Annotated in this window: 17 protein-coding genes; 7 read left to right on the top strand and 10 right to left on the bottom strand. The window is 68.5% G+C overall.

The window, feature by feature from the left end:
- Nucleotides 1-417: 417 nt before the first annotated feature.
- Together FPZ41_RS02920 and FPZ41_RS02915 are read right to left on the bottom strand one after the other, a co-directional pair.
- Complete coding sequence (locus FPZ41_RS02920; RefSeq protein WP_194235965.1) at nt 418-1,929, bottom strand: alkaline phosphatase D family protein; 1,512 nt, start codon at nt 1,927-1,929, stop codon at nt 418-420.
- Between the two features lie 365 nt (nt 1,930-2,294).
- On the bottom strand, nt 2,295-2,840 hold the full coding sequence (locus FPZ41_RS02915; protein ID WP_407698742.1) for an enolase C-terminal domain-like protein: 546 nt from the start codon (nt 2,838-2,840) through the stop codon (nt 2,295-2,297).
- Nucleotides 2,841-3,406: 566 nt separating this feature from the next.
- Between FPZ41_RS02915 and FPZ41_RS02910 the strand changes: the two genes are divergently transcribed.
- The 5 genes from FPZ41_RS02910 to FPZ41_RS02890 all read left to right on the top strand — a co-directional run bounded on the left by FPZ41_RS02910 (nt 3,407) and on the right by FPZ41_RS02890 (nt 8,416).
- On the top strand, nt 3,407-4,063 hold the full coding sequence (locus tag FPZ41_RS02910; protein ID WP_152858779.1) for an urease subunit gamma: 657 nt from the start codon (nt 3,407-3,409) through the stop codon (nt 4,061-4,063).
- A gap of 8 nt (nt 4,064-4,071) precedes the next feature.
- Nucleotides 4,072-6,063 (top strand): urease subunit alpha, encoded by a 1,992-nt coding sequence (ureC, locus tag FPZ41_RS02905; protein ID WP_152858776.1) that lies wholly within the window; start codon nt 4,072-4,074, stop codon nt 6,061-6,063.
- Nucleotides 6,064-6,159: 96 nt separating this feature from the next.
- On the top strand, nt 6,160-6,834 hold the full coding sequence (locus FPZ41_RS02900) for an urease accessory protein UreF (RefSeq protein WP_152858773.1): 675 nt from the start codon (nt 6,160-6,162) through the stop codon (nt 6,832-6,834).
- Nucleotides 6,835-6,878: 44 nt separating this feature from the next.
- Nucleotides 6,879-7,592: an urease accessory protein UreG gene (gene ureG / locus FPZ41_RS02895; protein WP_152858770.1), complete on the top strand. Its 714-nt coding sequence runs from the start codon at nt 6,879-6,881 to the stop codon at nt 7,590-7,592.
- 17 nt (nt 7,593-7,609) lie between these two features.
- Nucleotides 7,610-8,416: an urease accessory protein UreD gene (locus FPZ41_RS02890; protein ID WP_152858767.1), complete on the top strand. Its 807-nt coding sequence runs from the start codon at nt 7,610-7,612 to the stop codon at nt 8,414-8,416.
- Between the two features lie 182 nt (nt 8,417-8,598).
- On the opposite strand, the gene FPZ41_RS02885 is transcribed toward FPZ41_RS02890, so the two are convergent.
- The 5 genes from FPZ41_RS02885 to FPZ41_RS02855 all read right to left on the bottom strand — a co-directional run bounded on the left by FPZ41_RS02885 (nt 8,599) and on the right by FPZ41_RS02855 (nt 12,782).
- The gene (locus tag FPZ41_RS02885; RefSeq protein ID WP_152858764.1) at nt 8,599-8,958 is read right to left on the bottom strand and encodes a DUF6204 family protein; all 360 of its coding nucleotides are present in this window, start codon (nt 8,956-8,958) and stop codon (nt 8,599-8,601) included.
- Between the two features lie 275 nt (nt 8,959-9,233).
- On the bottom strand, nt 9,234-9,725 hold the full coding sequence (locus FPZ41_RS02880; RefSeq protein WP_322619758.1) for a DinB family protein: 492 nt from the start codon (nt 9,723-9,725) through the stop codon (nt 9,234-9,236).
- Nucleotides 9,726-9,757: 32 nt separating this feature from the next.
- The gene (locus tag FPZ41_RS02875; protein WP_152858760.1) at nt 9,758-10,384 is read right to left on the bottom strand and encodes a class I SAM-dependent methyltransferase; all 627 of its coding nucleotides are present in this window, start codon (nt 10,382-10,384) and stop codon (nt 9,758-9,760) included.
- 34 nt (nt 10,385-10,418) lie between these two features.
- Entirely contained in the window at nt 10,419-11,282 is an 864-nt protein-coding gene (locus FPZ41_RS47835; protein WP_228022384.1) for a sigma-70 family RNA polymerase sigma factor family protein, read from the bottom strand.
- 195 nt (nt 11,283-11,477) lie between these two features.
- Complete coding sequence (locus FPZ41_RS02855; RefSeq protein WP_322619757.1) at nt 11,478-12,782, bottom strand: MFS transporter; 1,305 nt, start codon at nt 12,780-12,782, stop codon at nt 11,478-11,480.
- Between the two features lie 458 nt (nt 12,783-13,240).
- Here FPZ41_RS02855 and FPZ41_RS02850 point away from each other — a divergent pair, with 458 nt between their 5' ends.
- Entirely contained in the window at nt 13,241-13,714 is a 474-nt protein-coding gene (locus FPZ41_RS02850) for a DUF3592 domain-containing protein (RefSeq protein WP_322619756.1), read from the top strand.
- 211 nt (nt 13,715-13,925) lie between these two features.
- Here the strand turns inward: FPZ41_RS02850 and FPZ41_RS02845 are convergent, their stop codons facing one another.
- A complete protein-coding gene (locus tag FPZ41_RS02845; protein WP_152858757.1) occupies nt 13,926-14,519 on the bottom strand; it encodes a TetR family transcriptional regulator in 594 nt (197 codons plus the stop codon).
- A gap of 95 nt (nt 14,520-14,614) precedes the next feature.
- On the opposite strand from FPZ41_RS02845, the gene FPZ41_RS02840 reads away from it, so the two are divergent.
- On the top strand, nt 14,615-15,658 hold the full coding sequence (locus FPZ41_RS02840; RefSeq protein WP_152858754.1) for an NAD(P)-dependent alcohol dehydrogenase: 1,044 nt from the start codon (nt 14,615-14,617) through the stop codon (nt 15,656-15,658).
- A gap of 83 nt (nt 15,659-15,741) precedes the next feature.
- Here the strand turns inward: FPZ41_RS02840 and FPZ41_RS02835 are convergent, their stop codons facing one another.
- Both FPZ41_RS02835 and FPZ41_RS02830 read right to left on the bottom strand, forming a co-directional pair.
- On the bottom strand, nt 15,742-15,966 hold the full coding sequence (locus tag FPZ41_RS02835; protein ID WP_152858751.1) for a hypothetical protein: 225 nt from the start codon (nt 15,964-15,966) through the stop codon (nt 15,742-15,744).
- A gap of 27 nt (nt 15,967-15,993) precedes the next feature.
- Nucleotides 15,994-17,133 carry an inorganic phosphate transporter gene (locus FPZ41_RS02830; RefSeq protein ID WP_322619755.1) on the bottom strand — a complete coding sequence of 380 codons (1,140 nt, stop codon included), beginning with the start codon at nt 17,131-17,133 and terminating at the stop codon, nt 15,994-15,996.
- Nucleotides 17,134-17,580: the final 447 nt, after the last annotated feature.

Genomic DNA, 17,580 nt, shown 5'->3' with positions numbered 1-17,580 from the left:
CGGTGGTTGCGTTGGTTGGGCCGGGGCGTGTGGGAACGACCGGCGGTTGACTCACCGCGCGGGACGGCCCACGTCATCGGCCGTCACCTGTGCCGCCGGAACGCGGACGGAGCCGCTGCAGCCCAGGCGGTCTATCGGACCTGATTCCGGTGCCCTTCGAGGGCCGCAGCACGTCCAGGTCACTTATCGTAGCCACACCTCTACGCCACGATCGCCCACTCGGCCGGCGCACGGTCCAGTCACGACTCGTCCGGCCTCCGCAGCGCGAGGACATAGCCCGCCAACGGACAGGTTTGTGCCATGGCCCGCGGCCACCGCACGATCCTCAGGAGTCCACACGACTCCCGACCGTCACGCGGTGGCCGCACCTGTACCCCGCCGGGTTCCGACGCAAGATCGCGACGTCGGGTGGGAGTACTAAGCCAGCTGGATGCCGGGCTTCTTGGCGTCGATGAAGAAGTTCTGGGCGTCCCAGACCGGCGCGTTCGGCCGGGTGACGAACTGGACGTCCCGCTGAGTGCTGTAAACACCGGTCGGCGTGAACGTCGAGCGGATGTAGCCTCGGTAGCCGTCGACGTACTTCACCCACGGGTTCTTCAGCCACCCGTTCTTGGTCGCCTGGCTACCCGGACCGTCGCCCGTCGAGGTGACGGACGTGACGATGAACTGCTCGCCCACGACCGGGCTGGAAGCGTCCGGGATCGCGAGCAGCGCGTCCGACACGATGGTCCAGTGCAGGTCGCCGGCCAGGATGACCGGGGCGACACCCCGGTCGTAGTAGGCCTCGTAAATGCGGTTACGAGTGGGGCTGTTGGCATTCACGCCACCGAGCTGCTGGCCGACCGCCGCGACGTTCCACGTGGTGTCGTAGGCGTTGATGCCGTCGATCAGCCACGTCTCCTGCTCGTCGCCGAGCTTGGAGATCAGCGGGTCATTGTCGGCGGTCCGGTACTCGCGACTGTCGAGCATGTCGAACTGCACCAGATTGCCGACCGCGAACCGGCGGTAGATGCGTTCGTCCGGTCCGACAGGCGGGTCGACCCGGGTGGGGGTGTTCTCCCACCACGCCCTGTACCCGGCGGCCCGGCGGGCAAGCTGGGCCGGACCGTGGTCGACTCCGCCGGCGTAGTCGTTGCTCACCTCGTGGTCGTCCCAGACGATCGCCCACGGATACGCGGCGTGCGCGGCCTGAAGCTCCGGGTCGGTCTTGTAGAGCGAGTAGCGCAGACGGTACTCATCGACGGAACGGCACGCGGCCCGGATCGTGTCGGGCACGTAGGCGCCGCCCCGCACCACGCCGTTGATCGCACCCTCGTAGATGTAGTCACCCAGGTGGAACGCCAGGTCGATGTTGTCCTCGGCCATGTACTTCAGAGCGGTGAAGTAGCCCACGGCCCAGTTCTGGCAGGAGATGTGGGTGACCGTGAAGGACGAGACGGGCGCACCGGGTGCGGGCAGGGTGCGCGTACGGCCGACCGGGCTGAGCTCGGAGCCGCAACGGAAGCGGTAGAAGTACCAGCGGCCAGGCCGCAGGCCTCGCACATCGACGTGTACGGCGTGGTTGTTCTCGGGCCGGGCGAAGGTCTCGCCCTCGACCGCGATCTGGGTGAAGGCCTCGTCGTCGGCGACCTGCCAGTGGACGGGTACCGGCCGGTTGGGCATCCCGGAGCCGATCATCAGCGGCTCGGGCGCGATACGCGTCCAGAGGATCACCGAATCGGGCAGGGGATCGCCGGAGGCGACACCGAGAGAGAACGGGTACGAGCTGAAGTTACCGATGCCGGGACTCGTGCCCGTCGTGGCGGCCAGGGCGGGGGTGGCGGTGACTCCCCCGACGGCTGTGGCGGCCACGGCGGCACTCGACACGATCAGGAAGTTGCGGCGGCTGGACCCCTGCATGGCAGGGCGTTCGGATTCATCGTTCGACAAGGCCGGAATCCTCGCATCCATAAGGATCGACATGGGGTTCAGTGGGTCCGGACCCGCAGAAAGGATCTATGGATCTCCGCAACGGCCTGATGTCAGAGCTCTGACCGAATGTGTAACGACCAATGAATAGGTTTCGGCTGGTGGCCGGGAGGGCTTGGGGAGACCGCAACGCGCGGCGCCCTCGACCGATCCACTAGCTGGACATCTTTCGATGGAGTTGAAACGCCCGTCGGCGGCACGCACATTACGTTGGATGCGTTCCGGAACGCTCAACGAGCCCTTCAACTCGAAGGCATACGATATCTGTTGGGATTGCATCCGCGCGATGGCCGGAAGCGTCAGGCTCTTGTGGAACCGGCGCCCAATCAACGCCCGACGTTCCGCAGTTGCCCCAGCGTTACGGACACCGGGGCCGTGCGGCGAAGCCGCCACCCGTTGCGTCCGTCCCGTACTTCCAGACGCTCGTTGAACATCGGCTCAGGCCACTCCAAGTGCTCCACCCAGGCCGTACGCGGGGAGGCGGCGGACGGGTGGACGTGGATCTCCATGACGAAATGCGGTGCCATGGCACGGCCCTTGTGGTCGGCCGGCGCCGCGATCTGCAGGAAGGGAGTGATGCCACCCACCCGAGGAGCGTCGGGCTGTACGGAGTCGGAGGAGCCGGCCTCGATGAGCGTGGTGTGCTCGCCCACGCCGGTGAGCATCTCGCCGGTCGCGATGGGTGTGTCGAGCGTGGCGGCGAAAGCCGCGTGTCCTTCCGCGTCGTAGGCGTCCAGCGGCTCTTCGATCCAGGTGAGGTTGTACTGCTCAAGTACGCGGCCGACGCGGGTGGCTGTGATCCGGTCCCACTGCGGTCCATGACCAGCGCCGTGGACCCGGACAGCGGGGCGGCTTCCTGTGCCGCGCTGGATTTGCCGGGCTCACGTTACGGCATGAATCGAAGCCGCCTGAATTCAACACCAGCTGCCAAAGACCGTCGGCGGCGTAGGGGCACATACGCGTACATTCCCGCTCGCGCAGGCTCGATTGGGTGGGCGTGAACCGGCCACTGCCCAGACCACCGCCTGGACCGGACATCCGTGTGGCATGCCGGTTCCTGATCGGGCATCGGCAGTCGGAGAGCAGTAGAAGGAACGTTTGTGAAAGCCGTAGGGGGCGGCTCCTGTCCTGCCGCGAGTGCGCCCCCACTCCGAGGCGCCCAGGGATCTGGCGGAGAAACGTTCGCGTGTTGCGCCCCCGAGTGAGGCGAACCCTGATGGCCGGGAATCGCTGATTCGCGCTCTGAAGTCCGGCTCCTGTTGCTCTCGTCGAAGTGTTCGCCCCGCCGTCCGTCCGAGGTGAAAGGGATGGTTCGGTGCCGACGCACCGATTCGGCCCAGGACGATCGACTGCGGCGCAGCGTGGTTCGGCTTTGGGATCCGGTGGGCCCGCTCCGCGCCGTCGACATACGTTCGTCGCTGGATCCGAGAAGGGCACCATGCATTTCAGTCCCCATGAGCAGGAACGCCTGCTGGTCCATGTGGCGGCCGGTGTGGCACGGCAGCGCAGGGAGCAGGGAATCAAGCTGAACTACCCGGAGGCGGTCGCGCTGCTCACTGCCTACGTCTACGACCAGGCGCGGATCGGCCGGAGTGTCGGCGAGATCATGGACTCGGGTCGGGGGGTCCTGACCCGGGACGACGTCATGGACGGTGTCCCGGAGATGATCGACAACGTCCAGGTCGAGACGACGTTCCCGGACGGCACGAAGCTGGTGACGATCCACGACCCGTTCGACGCACCGCGCGGTGAGGTCGAACTCCACCCCGGCAAAGTCGACTTCGTCGACGAGTCGGTGCCTTTGAACCCGGAGTCGGGTGTCACTGAGATCGAGGTGCACAACCCGACCGACCGGCCGGTGCAGGTCGGGTCGCACTACCACTTCTTCGAGGTCAACGAAGGGCTTGAGTTCGACCGGAAACAGGCGTACGGCAAGCGGCTCAACGTCGCGGCCGGCACGTCCGAACGGTTCGAGCCGGGTGATCGCCGCACGGTGGAGCTGGTCCGCATCGAGGGCGAGCGGAAGGTGCTGGGGCTGCGCGGGCAGGTCGGCGGGCAGCTGAAGAAGCGGAGCCCTGGACGAGTCGGACGGTGACGGAGCTGATGACCGTGGTTGAGCGGAAGAACACCAGGACGACCAGGCGCGAGGTGTACGTAGACCTCTTCGGCCCGACGACCGGGGACGAGATCCGGTTGGCGGACACCGCGCTGCGTATCAAGGTCACCGACGACTGGTCCGGCGGTCTGTCCAGAGACCGGCGGGCAGGCCTTCCCGTCGTTCCCGCGCCCGACGGCAAAGACACGTCCGACGGCAAGGACGACTGCCAGGGCGAGGACGAGGAAAAGGTCAGCCCGCTGGTGAGCAGAAGCGGGAACGAGATGGTCTTCGGCGGCGGCAAGGTGATCCGTGAGTCGATGGGCCAGTCGGCTACGCCACGCGGCGACGGGAAGGACGGCCCTCCGGACACAGTGATCACTGGCGTGGTGATCCTGGATCACTGGGGCGTGGTCAAGGCGGATGTCGCGATCCGCGACGGGAGGATCACCGCCCTCGGCAAGGCGTACAACCCGGAGACCATGGACAAGATCCATGAGGGTCGGACGGACTGGCCGACGCGGGTCCGGCCGACGGACTTCGTGATCGGCCCGGAGACCGAGGTGATCTCTGGGAAAGGCCGCATCCTGACCGCGGGCGGGGTGGACACCCATGTCCATTTCATCTGCCCGGAGCAGGTCGGCGAGGCCCTCGCGTCCGGGGTGACGACCCTGATCGGCGGTGGCACCGGACCGGCCGAGGGGTCCACCGCGACCACGGTCACCCCGGGCAAATGGCACGTCGAACGTCTCTTCAAGGCGCTCGACGACTTCCCGGTGAACGTCGGGGTGCTGGGCAAGGGCAGCACCATGTCCCGCACGTCCATGCTCGACCAGGTGAAGGCCGGCGTGATCGGCTTCAAGATCCACGAGGACTGGGGCGCCACCCCGCAGGTCATCGACGCCTGCCTGAAGGTGTGCGAGTCCACCAACGTGCAACTGGCCCTGCACGCGGACTCGCTGAACGAGGCGGGCTTCGTGCAGAGCACCAAGGCGGCGTTCAAGGACCGTCCCCTGCACATCTTCCATATCGAGGGTGCGGGCGGCGGCCACGCCCCGGACATGATCACCCTGTGCGGGGAGAAGAACGTCCTGCCCGCGTCGACCAATCCGACCCGCCCCCTGACGGTCAACACCGTCAAGGAACACATCGACATGATGATGGTCTGCCACCACCTCAACCCGGAGCTGGAGGCCGACCGGGCCTTCGCCGACTCCCGGGTGCGGCCCTCGACGATGGCGGCCGAGGATCTACTGCACGACATGGGCGCGATCTCGATCATGTCGTCCGACGCGCAGGCCATGGGCCGCATCGGCGAGATGATCATGCGGACCTGGCAGACCGCCCATGTGATGAGGACACGTTACGGTCAGCTGCGCGAAGGCCTCGACGCGCAGCAGAAGCAGCAGCGGGAAGAGGCGGACAACTTCCGCGCCCGCCGCTACGTCGCCAAGTACACGATCAACCCGGCCATCGCCCACGGCGTGGACGACCTGATCGGCTCCGTGGAGACAGGCAAGCTGGCGGATCTGGTGCTGTGGGAGCCGAAGTTCTTCGGCGTGAAGCCACACCTCGTTCTCAAGGGCGGGCAGATCGCCTACGCGCAGGTCGGTGACGCCAACGCCTCCATCCCCACGCCGCAGCCCGTCCTGCCCCGCCCGGTGTGGGGCGCCACGGGGAACGCGCCGGGTGTCAACTCGTTCAATTTCGTCAGCCCACAGGCCACGGTCACCGCGCAGGAACTCGGCATCAACAAGTCCCTGTACGAGATCAAGGACACCCGCCAGGTGTTCAAAGAGCACATGATCCTCAACAACGCCACCCCGAACATCCGAGTCGACCCGGACACCTACGAGGTGTTCATCGAGGACACCTGCATCTCCGAACTGCGCCGACGCAAGGTGAAACAGGCGCAGGCCGAGGCGCGCTGCCCCCAGCGGCCGGCCCCCACGCACTACGCGTCGGAACTTCCCCTGGCCCAGCGCTACTTCATCTTCTGACCGCCTGGCGAACGACGAGACGGGCGGCCCGAGCAGGCCGGACGCCGCCCGTCCCGTCCCATCCGCCGCGCCCTCGAAAGGCATGGCCAGTCGTCCATGAGCCGTACCGCTCTCCTCGTCCTCGCCGACGGCCGCTTCCCCGCAGGAGGCCACGCGCATTCCGGCGGCGTCGAGGCCGCCGTCGCCGCCCAAGCTGTCCGTGATCCTGTCACCCTCGACTCGTTCTGCCGTGGCCGCCTGCACACCGCGGGCCTCACCGCCGCCTCATTGGCCGCCGCGGCCACCACCGGATGCGACCCGCTCGTCCTGGACGAGGCCGCCGACGCCCGTACGCCCGCCCCGGCGCTGCGGGCCACGTCCCGCAAGCTGGGCCGGCAGATGCTGCGGGCGGCCCGCGCGGCCTGGCCGTGCCCGGCGCTTGATCGGCTCGCACGCGACCTGCCCGGCGGCGCCCACCAGCCCGTCGTACTGGGCATCGCCGCCCACGCCGCAGGCCTCACCGCGCTGGACGCCGCACACGCCGCGGCCTTCGACAGCGTCACAACCCCCGCGACCGCGGCCGTACGGCTGCTCGGCCTCGACCCGTTCGACGCCACCGCGGTCATCGCCCGTCTCTGCGACGACATCGACGCCGTTGCCTGCCAGGCCGCCGACGCCGCCGCTCGTGTCGCCGACGAGGGAGTCGGCGTCCTGCCGGCCGCCTCGTCTCCACTGCTCGACATCACCGCCGAACAGCACGCCGCCTGGCCGATGCGTCTCTTCGCCTCCTGAGCCTTTCCGTCCCAACATCACAAGGAACCAAGGAACTCACGCCCATGCACCTCGACCACACGCACGACGCCCCCGGCGCCGTCTCCGCCGACGCCCACCGCCCCGACGGCACCCGTCGCGCCCTCAGGATCGGCCTCGGCGGTCCGGTCGGCTCCGGCAAGACCGCCACCGTCGCCGCACTGTGCCGCACCCTGCGCGACCGGTATGCGCTGGCCGTCGTCACCAACGACATCTACACCTGTGAAGACGCCGAGTTCCTGCTCCGCGAGGCTGTCCTGGCCCCCGAACGGATCACCGCCGTGGAGACCGGCGCCTGCCCGCACACCGCGATCCGCGACGACATCTCCGCCAACCTGGAAGCCGTGGAAGCGCTCGAAGACCGCCTTGGCGCCGTCGACCTGATCCTCGTCGAGTCCGGCGGCGACAACCTCACCGCCACCTTCTCCAAGGGCCTGGTCGACACGCAGATCTTCGTCATCGACGTCTCCAGCGGCGACGACATCCCCCGCAAGGGCGGCCCCGGTATCACCAGCGCCGACCTCCTCGTCGTCAACAAAACCGACCTCGCCCCGTACGTCGGCGCAGACCTGGGCACCATGGCCTCCGACGCGGCCCAGCGACGCGGCAACCTCCCCGTCGTCTTCACCTCCCTCACCGCCGACGACGGCGTCCGACCGGTCACCGACTGGGTACTCGAACGCCTCGCCGCCTGGCGCGAGCAGACCGCACGCCCCGAACCCGCCGTCACCGCACACTGACCGACCCGGCAGGAGACATGAGCACGCTCGCCGAAGACCGCCCACCCCTCCCGGACACATCCGGCGTCGTGGCGACCGCCCGGGTGCGCGCCGGGCACAACGGCCGCGCCACCACCCTCCCGCTGCTCAGCAGCGACGGTCCCTTCCAACTTCAAAAGCTCCGCCCCCGCGGCGACCTGGCTCGCGTAGACGTCATCGGCGCCATGAGCGGCCCCCTCGGCGGCGACCAACTCGCCCTCCACGCCGACGTCGGCCCGCAGGCCCGACTCGAAATCACCGCAGCCACCTCCACCATCGCCCTGCGTGGCCCCAGCGATGACGCCGCCACCTACGACATCCGCCTCACCATCGGCGACGACGCCGCCCTGCACTGGCTACCGCAGCCCCTGATCAGCACCGCCGGCAGCAACCTCCGCCAGACCTGCGCCGTCGACCTCGCCCCCACCGCCCGCCTCGTCCTGAGAGACGAACAGGTCCTCGGCCGCACCGGTGAGACCTGCGGCCACCTGACCTCCCACCTCACCGTGCTCCGCGCCGGCCGCCCCCTTCTCGACCAGCACACCTCCTACGGTCATCCCCACCCCGCCTGGAACGGCCCGGCCGTCGTGGGCTCGCACCGCGCCTGCGGCCAACTCCTCGTCGTCGACCCGTCCCTCACCCCCGCGGCCCGCCCAACGGTCCTCCTCGGCAACCCCGACACCCCGGCCCACGGCGTGCTGGTCCCCCTCGGCGGCCCGGCTCTCCTCGCCACGGTGGTGGCCGACACCGCCACCCGGCTGCGGCGCCTCCTGGACCAGGCACTGCACCGAGCGCTCACCCCGTAGGCACGAGCCCTTATGGTCATCAGCCCGTAGCGGCCGCTCCCTGCTGTCCGGAGGTGAAAGAGTGGCAAGGAGTAGCAGGTGGCCATGGATTCCACAGATTGAAGGGACGAACCGCCTGCGTGCCAGGATCGGCGGGGCGAGAAAGCACTCGCCGGCGGGGCTGCGAAAGTGAAGCTGCAGGATCAGACGTTCTTCTGGGCTGCGGCGCGGCGCTGCCGTTTGCCCAGTGGCGCCTGGGAGAGGTCCTCGGCCTGGGACCTGAGGTTCTTGTAGCCGTAGCCACGCTCGGTCAGCCACGTCTTCGCCGCCTCCTCAGCGCGTTCGGAGGCCTCCAGGATGTCCTCCTCTTCCTCCCCGGAATCCAGGAAACGGAAGGTGAAGGCGGATCGCGCTGCCAGGTCGTAACTGAGATGCCCCTCGGGCGTGAAGGCCGCGCGCAGGACATCGTGCTCTGCGGCGCGGGCCAGAAGCTCGGCCCGCTGATCGGCGCTGAGTCCGTCGAAGACACCGCGGACGGTGATACGGAAGGTACGAGTACTCATCCCACGACACTAACCAGCAAGATCGGTAGCGCTCCACCTGGTTTCCGGCGACGGACACGAGGGTGACCACGTGTCCGTCGAGGCTCGTGATCGCAACCGGATCACAGCGCATGCGGCGTGGGCGGGCAGGGTCCGAACGACCCGGCCATAGGTGGTACTTGAGTTCTGGGGGCCATGCTGCCTTGCTGCCTACAGCCCAGCGGAGCCGGAGCCGGGAGCAGAGCGAAGGCCGGACGTGCGCTGGTGCCAGGTGGACGTGAGAGGTGGAACGCGGCTCAGCGCCCGGTGGTGCCGTCGATGAGTTCGCGGAGGATGTCTGCGTGACCTGCGTGGCGACCGGTTTCCTCGATCATGTGGGTAAGTGCCCAGCGAACGCTCGGCGACGGGCCTGAACGCCCAGGTCGGGGCAGTGGTGCGCCGAGATCCGTGCATTCGTCGAGGACCTTGTTCGCGCGGTCGACGGTGGCCTGGTAGCGAGTGACGACATCGGAGACGCTGTCCTGAGGGGCGGGCTGGAGTGTCGCCTGCCAGTCAGTGACCTTTTCGCCGAGGAAGGTCGCGCTCTCGACGGCGATCAGATGGTTGAGCAGTCCGAGCAGGCTCGTGCCTGAGGGCACCGCGGGCGTCCGGACTTGAGGTTCCGCGGCTCCTTCGACTTTCGTGGCGATCGAGGCACGCAGGTAGTCGAGGAATCCGCGCAGGACCTCGGCTTCGCTGTTCGCGGTGCGGGGCGGAGGGGTGTCACGGCGACGGGAGGCGGTGGGCACGGCGTTCTCCTGGGGGGCTTGTTGGATCGGTATCACTGGATCCGGCGGATGAGCAGGACGTGGTCGACGACCTCGGCGGTGCGGCCGTCGGGGCCGACCGCGGTCCGGTGTGGCGCATCCGCGCGTTCGACCGTCCACCCCGCAGGGGAAAGGCGCATCAGGGCTGCGACCTCTTGAGGACTCGGATACCGCACGTCCGGGTCCTGATTCCATGACCACGGTGCTGTTGATCCGTGATCGACAACCAGGATTCGTCCGCCCTGACGCAGCAGGTGGGCGGCGGAGCGGAGGATGGCTGTCCTGTCCTGCGCGTAGGGGGTGTGGAAGTAGTGGGCGGTAACCAGATCGAATTGCCGTTCGGGCAACGAGTCGCGTACGTCGTGCTGCTGGGCGGTGACCCGGTCACTCAGGCCGCGTGAGCGCGCCAGCTGGGCAAGTCGCTTGGTCGCCACGGCCGAGACGTCGAGTGCTGTGACCTGCCAGCCGCGGCGCGCGAGCCACAGTGCGTCGCCGCCGCCACCACATCCGAGGTCCAGCGCATCCCCTGGGGGCAATGCGGTGGCCGTCTCGACGAGGCGGTCGTTCGGCTGCGGATCAGCGGGCGCGGGCCGCTCCGCATACACCTTGTCCCAGTACCTCACCGCGTCAGCGCGCTCCATCGGGTTCCTTCCCTCGGTTTCGGTGTGGCCAGTCTCAGCCGAGGGGCACAAGGTGGCGAGGAATCTTGCGCTTTCCGCAAGCCGGCCCACATGGACCCTGCGATGGAAGACGTGCTTGGTGGTGCAGTCGGGCCACGACTGCGTGCACGAGTACCGCCACTGCGCCCCGACCCGCCTCGGTGTGCAGGGCGCCTCGCAGCTGATGCTCATGGCGAAGTCCCGGCCCAAGAAGCCCTACTCGGGCCCGGTGGCAGCACGCGGTGACAGTGCCGATGGCCGCGACCCAGGCGGCCACCGTGGTCGCGCCCACCACCGGGCGCAGGGCCTGGCGGACCTTGCCGCCGCCGTCGGTCCACAGGGTGGCGTCCGGGGACAGCAGTTCCATCAGGGCGTTGACGTCACCGCCGGTCGCGGCGGCGAAGAACCGCTCGGTGGCCTCGCGCTGCCGGGACCGGTCGGCGGCGAAGCGCGGCCTTCGGGCCCGCACGTGCTCGCGGGAGGGTGTACGCATGGTCCTCGCCCCCCGGCACCGCCGACGTGTCGGCCACAGTGCCCAATCCGTACACCAACGTGTCGTAGGGCAGCACCCGGTCGTCGTCGACCGCACGGTCTTGGCGTCCGCGTCCATCGCCGTCACCCAGCCGCGTACGAACTGCGCCCCCGTGCCCTCCAGCAGTTCCGGGATGCTCAGCTCGGCGAGCCGCTGCCCGGTCGCCGTCATGTGCAGCCGCATGCGCTCGGTGAACCGCTCCTGCGCGTTCACCACGGACACCTGCACCCCCTCGCGCCCCTTGACCCGGGCCGCGAGTTGGACGGCCGCGGCCACGCCCGCGTACCCAGCCCCCAGAACCACCACACGGTGCGCGGTCGCCGTGCTGTTCTCCCGCTGTGCGCTCATCGTTCCGTCCTCCTCGGCCCGCTTGCTGACACCCACCAGAGGGGAGCAGGTGGCCTGGACGTGACACAGGCAGAATGTGTTGCGCGCCACAGCCCGAATCGACGAACGCCGGACCGCAGCCGAGGGGGCAGCGTGGATATCGCCATGGGCTACCCGCTGATGGAGTTGTGTCGGCTGTTCCGGCGATAGAAACCGTCACACAGACCGGACCGGAGTCTCCGGCGGGGCGGGAAGCGTCCGTCCCAGGCGGGCGAGTGGGGACAGGGCCATCAGTGCCGGCGACAGCAGCATGCCTGCGGCTGTTACCAGGAGGCTGGTGCGCGTCCCCCACACTTCCGCGAGAAAGCCGCCGAGCAGCGAGCCGAGCGGGGTCAGCCCCATGCCGACAAAGTTGATCGTCGCGGCCACTCGGCCTTGCATCCCGTCGGGAGTAACAGTCTGCCGGACGGCCATGACCGTGACATTCACCAGCTGACTGAAGATCCCGAAGACGAAGTTGACCGTAAGGAGCGCGGGAACCGTCACCACAGCGGGGCCGTGCAGTGCAGACACAAACAGGAACACGCCGTCGCCGAGTGCTGCCGCGGACACGAGCACAGCGCCATGTCCGAAGCGGCTCGGTAGGCGGGCGGCCAGGAGCGCGCCCAGGAGCGCGCCCGGCCCCACCGCCGCGAGTGCCAGCCCAACGGCGGTGCCCGACAGGTGCAGGTCCCGTGGCAGGAACAGCAGATAGACGGTCATCACAGCCGCGAAGAAGAACTGGAAGGCGGCTGATGCGAGGCACACAGTCCGCAGCGATGTGTCGCCGGCGACAAAGCGAAGGCCCTCATGGATCCGCCGCCAGACCCGAGGAGGACGTTCCGAGCGTTCCGGGATGGATTCGCGGCGACCGATCCGTCGGATCGACAGGAACGACAGCGCGAAAAAAACTGCGCTGGAGGCGGCAGCGATCGGCGCCGACAGCACGGACACCAACGCGCCGCCGAGGGCGGGACCGCCGATCTGCGCAGCGGACCGACTGCCCTCAAGCGCGCTGTTGCCCCGCACCAACTGATCGCGTTTCACCAGCCGTACCAAAGACGCCTGGTATGCCACGTCGAAGAACACTGACAGGGCCCCGACGGCAAAGGCGACCACGAACAGCGCGGGCAGGCCCAGCCAACCGAGGAAGCCGGCCACGGCGGCGGCGCCCAGTGCCAGGGTCCGGCCGACGTCCGTCAGCACCATCACCGTGCTGGCCCGCCACCTGTCAACCCACGCGCCAACGAAGAGCGAGAGCAACAGGATCGGCGCCTGCCCCACCGCGCGCAGGACGCCCAACTGGCCGGCACCGGCGTGGAGTGTCAGGACGGCGAAGAGCGGCAGAACCACCAGACTTGCATGTTCACCCAGTTGGGAAGCCGTCTGGCCCACCCAGAGCCTGCGGAAGTCGCCGTCCCGCCACAGGCTTGACGGAACAGGTCGACCGGAATCGGATACAGCGGAGGAAGAAGACGGCACAGGGACCCCTCGGGTGACCGAAGACGAGACCCGCCACCCGGCACACGACAGGTGCGCCGACCATTTCAGGCAGCGGGAAGGGAAGGCTCGCTGTGCCGCGCATCAAGGGCAGCACGCGATGACGGGCCGCTCACGGCCTCAAACGTCAACGCGTGCTCGGACGACCGGGCATGTCTTCTCTCCTCGTGAGTCACTCGCTGCGCGAACACTAGCTCCCGTTCGCCAGGGCACGAAAGGCAATTAAGGGCCGGGCAGACGGCGGGAGGAGGCCGGCTGTGCGCGCCGGGTCACGAAGGTGGGGCGGCTCAACTGGTCGAAGGGGTTGCGGACCTGACCGAGCCGCGCCGTTTTTCAACGGCAGCCGGCGGCCCGTTGCCGGATCACCGGAGGGCGGGAGCACGGCGACCGGGCTGCCTGGGATAGCGTCCCTCTCACTCCGGACAAGTGAGAGGGACATCGTGAAGGTTCAGGTACGTGGGCAGGGCGCTCGCCGGTGGATCACGATCGGGACGATCGCGTTCGGGGCGCTGTTCTTCGTCATCGGGCTGATCCTTGCCGGGGTGTCGGTCTCGTTCCTGACGGATGCGGAGCGTGCCCGGGGCTCGGTGGTGGCCCTGGAGTGGCGGAACGACGACCACAACGGCGCATCTCGCAAGACGCGAGGGAACGACAAGCCCTCGGCGTACCCGGTGGTCGAGTTCACGTCGGCGGATGGCACGCCGAGGGAGTTCCGGGACTCCACGGGTTCCAATCCGCCGTCGTACGAGGTGGGTGAGCAGGTCGAGGTGCTCTACCGCGCAGACTCCCCCGAGGACGCGCGGATCAACGGGTTCGCCTCGCTGTGGCTGCTGCCGCTGATCTTCGGTGGGCTCGGGCTGTTGATCGCGGGGATCGGGACAGGCGTTGCGTTGGCGATGCGAGGACGTTCCTAGGCACTGTCCGGCGGCCAGGCCGCGGGTTCCATGCACGTGATGGCCACATCAGCAGCACCGCGTGGGTGATTGCGGCGGCGTCGAACGCGCGGGCGGTCTTGTCGCAGTCGCCTCCAACAGGGCCCTGGTCGCCCAGTCGCGTTCCCGCACGTGTGGTTCGCGCTGCGCGGCCGCCCTCATCCGGGCACGCAGATGGCTGGAGGGGGCAAAACTAGATGTGGTCGGCCGTCATGGCACGGCGGACGCTCTCATGGAGCAGGGTTCGACGCTGCTCGTGCAGTTCGGGAGGCTCCTGCGCAGTCGCCGCGTAGACGTTGCTGACCGGTGACCACGCCATGGACATGGCGATCACCATGGCCATCACGTCGAACGGGTCGCCTTGGCGCACCAGACCGGCGGCCTGGGCCTCGGCGATGGCACGCAGCTTGCGGTCGTCGAGGCGGTCGGGGTCGTCGACCAGGTGGCCGGCCGGGCGTCGCTCCAGACGTGCCCAGGTGGCCAGTCGGATGAGGTCGGGGCGGCGGAGATACTCGTCGTAGAGGCGTACGGCCCAGTCCGCGAGGTCGGTGGCGTCGATCGGGACGACGTTCACGATCCGCTCGAGCGAGCCGAAGAAGACGGCGTCGAAGAGCCCTTCCTTGCTGCCGAAGTAGGCGTAGAGCTGCGCCTTGTTCGTGCGTGCCGCGGCCACGATCCGCTCGACGCGCGCACCGGCGATCCCATGCTCGGCGAACTCCTGGGTCGCCACGTCGAGGATGCGTTGGTACGTCGCGGCTCCACGCGAGGTCAGGGGCTGATCAGCCATGCCCCGACGCTACCAGACAGAACAGTCAGTTTGCCTGCACGGGCCGGATGCGCTTACGGTCAATAGACCGAACAGTCTGTCTACGAGGAGGCGTCATGAGGAGCACGGTTGGCTGGCAGGTGGAAGGCTCGTCGTCGACACTGCGGCGGACGTCACTGGAACGGCGAGACCTGCGCCCCGACGACATCGCGGTCCGGGTCGACTACTGCGGCGTCTGCCACACCGACGCACACGCCGTCGGCGCCCGGGATGGCGAAGAAGGCCGGCCCCTGGTACCGGGGCACGAGTTCACGGGCGTGGTGACCGAGGCCGGACCTGCGGTCACCCGCTTCACCGTCGGCGACCCGGTCGCGGTGGGCAACATCGTCGATTCGTGCGGTGAGTGCGCCATGTGCCGGGCCGGTCAGGAGAACTTCTGCCACGCGTTCCCGACTCTGACCTACGACGGCATCGACCGCCACGACGGATCGACCACCCTGGGGGGTTACTCCCGCGAGTACGTCGTCCGCGACCGCTTCGCCTACCCGCTTCCCGCCGGCCTGGATCCGGCCGCGGCCGCTCCTCTCCTCTGTGCCGGGATCACCGTCTGGGAACCGATGCACGCCCTCGGAGTGGGGCCAGGGACCCGCGTCGCCGTGGCGGGACTGGGCGGCCTGGGCCATCTCGCGGTCAAGATCGCCGTGGCGCTCGGCGCCGACACCTCGGTTGTCAGCCGCTCACCGGACAAGGTCGATGACGCTCGTCGTCTCGGCGCCCACGGTCTCATCGTCTCCACGAACCCGGAACAGATGGCTGACGCCCGCGACCGGTTCGACGTCGTGATCGACACCATCTCCGCCCCGCACGACCTCGGCCCCTACCTGCATCTGGTCGCCATGGACGGAACGCTCAGCCACCTCGGGCACCTCGGATCCATCACTGTGGAGACCACCGACCTGCTCGCGGGACGCAAGAAACTCAGCTCCGGAGGTAGCGGCGGCAGGCCCGCGACCGCCGCCATGCTCGACTTCTGCGCCGAACACGGCATCACCGCCGACATCGAGGTGCTCCCCTCGACGCAGGTGAACGAGGCCCTCGACCGTCTCCGGCGCAACGAGGTCCGCTACCGCTTCGTACTCGACATGTCCGACCTGGACTGAATGGCGAGGACCAGAAACCGCGGCGCGTCCGGGGGCTCCCTCCGCTCGTGGCCGCCTCCATTTCACGGGTCTGTTTGTGCCGCCTAATCGGGCACGATGATGTCGATCCCGTACGCCGCCACCGCCAGGCACGCGGCAAAGCAGAGCACTGCGGCCACCCGCGCCGGTCCGCCACCCGCCGAGTCGTCGCTCGGGCCGCCGGCGCGACTCCAGGCCGCGATACCGAGCGAGAACAGCACCACCACCACGATCGTGATGCCGAAGCTGGCGAGGGACACATCCACGAGGTTGTCCCATTTGATGCCCATCTCGCGCTCCTTCTGGGACTGCGGTGATCACACGGTGGACGGGCCGGCGAGCTCGCGCTCCCGGGACGGCACCTCGTTGACGTTGTCCGGGTTGACGGGCCGGCGCCGGGACAGGACGTAGAAGCCGACCGCAGCGGCCACGGCCACTCCCGCCACTATGGCCACCCCCAGGTCGCCCTGGTCGGCCACCCATGCCGAGACGCCGCCTGCCGCAGCGGCGGCCGGCAGTGTCAGAACCCAGGACACCGCGATCCGCCCGGCGATGCCCCACCGCACCTTGGCCAGCTTGCGGCCGAGCCCCGATCCCAGGATGCCGCCGGTGCAGACCTGCGTGGTGGACAGTGCGAACCCCAGGTGCGACGAGGCAAGGATGACCGCCGTCGCCGTCGTCTCCGCGGCGAATCCCTGCGGGGCCTGGATGTCGGTCAGGCCCTTGCCCATGGTCCGGATGATCCGCCATCCGCCGACGTAGGTACCCAGGGAGATCGCCAGCCCGGCGCTGAGCACCACCCACCACGGCGGTTGCGAGCCGTGGGCCAGGATGCCGGTGGAGATCAGCGCGAGGGTGATGACACCCATGGTCTTCTGCGCGTCATTGGTGCCGTGAGCCAGGGCCACCAGGGAGGCCGATCCGACCTGGCCCGCACGGAAACCCTTGTTGACCTTGCGCTTGGCGGTGCGCTGGGTGATCTTGTAAGCCAGGTACGTCGCGACCAGGGCCACCCCACACGCCAGGATCGGTGAGGCGATCGCCGGGATCACGATCTTCTCCACCAACTGAGTGAAGCGGATCGCCGATCCGCCCGCTCCCACCCACACCGCACCGATCAGTCCGCCGAACAGTGCGTGCGACGAACTGGACGGCAATCCGAAGAGCCAGGTCGTCAGGTTCCACAGGATCGCGCCGACCAGACCGGCGAAAATCATCACGAGGGAGACCTTGGAGTCGTTGACGAGCCCGTTCGAGATCGTCGCGGCCACCTTGGTGGAGAGAAAGGCGCCGGCGAGGTTCAGTACGCCGGCGACGGCGACGGCCACCCGTGGTTTGAGTGCCCCGGTCGCGATGGAGGTCGCCATGGAATTGGCGGTGTCGTGGAAACCATTGGTGAAATCGAAGGCCAATGCGGTCAGAATGACCGCGATCAGGAGAAAGGAAATACTTTCCACCGCCGACGCCCTCCCGCTGGGCGCGTCGTGCGAGTCGTGCGAGTCGCTGAACGTCCTTCGCCCGTCCCCACGCTGACGCCCGGCCAGAGCTGCCCTGGTACGCGACGAACCGGCCGCGGGGGAATCCGCACATACGACACGCCCCGCACGGCAACCTGTGACGAAATCTCTTTCGCTTTCCATCCTGACGGGGCCACCGCGATACGCAACCCGAGCGCCCGGACCCGGCCTGAACAGGCCCCGGTGAGGCGGAACATGACGCCCAGCTGTAGATCGCGCCAGCTCGTGATCTTGCTGCTGGAGTCTGCTCCGGGAGCGGGTACGAGTTTCGCCGGCCGCGAGGGGGGCGCCGACAGCAAGGTTGCGCCGGGCCGCCCCGGCGCGCGTGCGGCGCACGTCCGCACCTCACGTGATGATCCCTGTCTTCACTGAGTGTTGGTGGTGGGC

It is taken from the genome of Streptomyces acidicola (genome assembly GCF_009377235.1).
GTDB lineage: Bacteria > Actinomycetota > Actinomycetes > Streptomycetales > Streptomycetaceae > Streptomyces > Streptomyces acidicola.
This window is presented reverse-complemented; position numbering and strand designations above follow the sequence as displayed.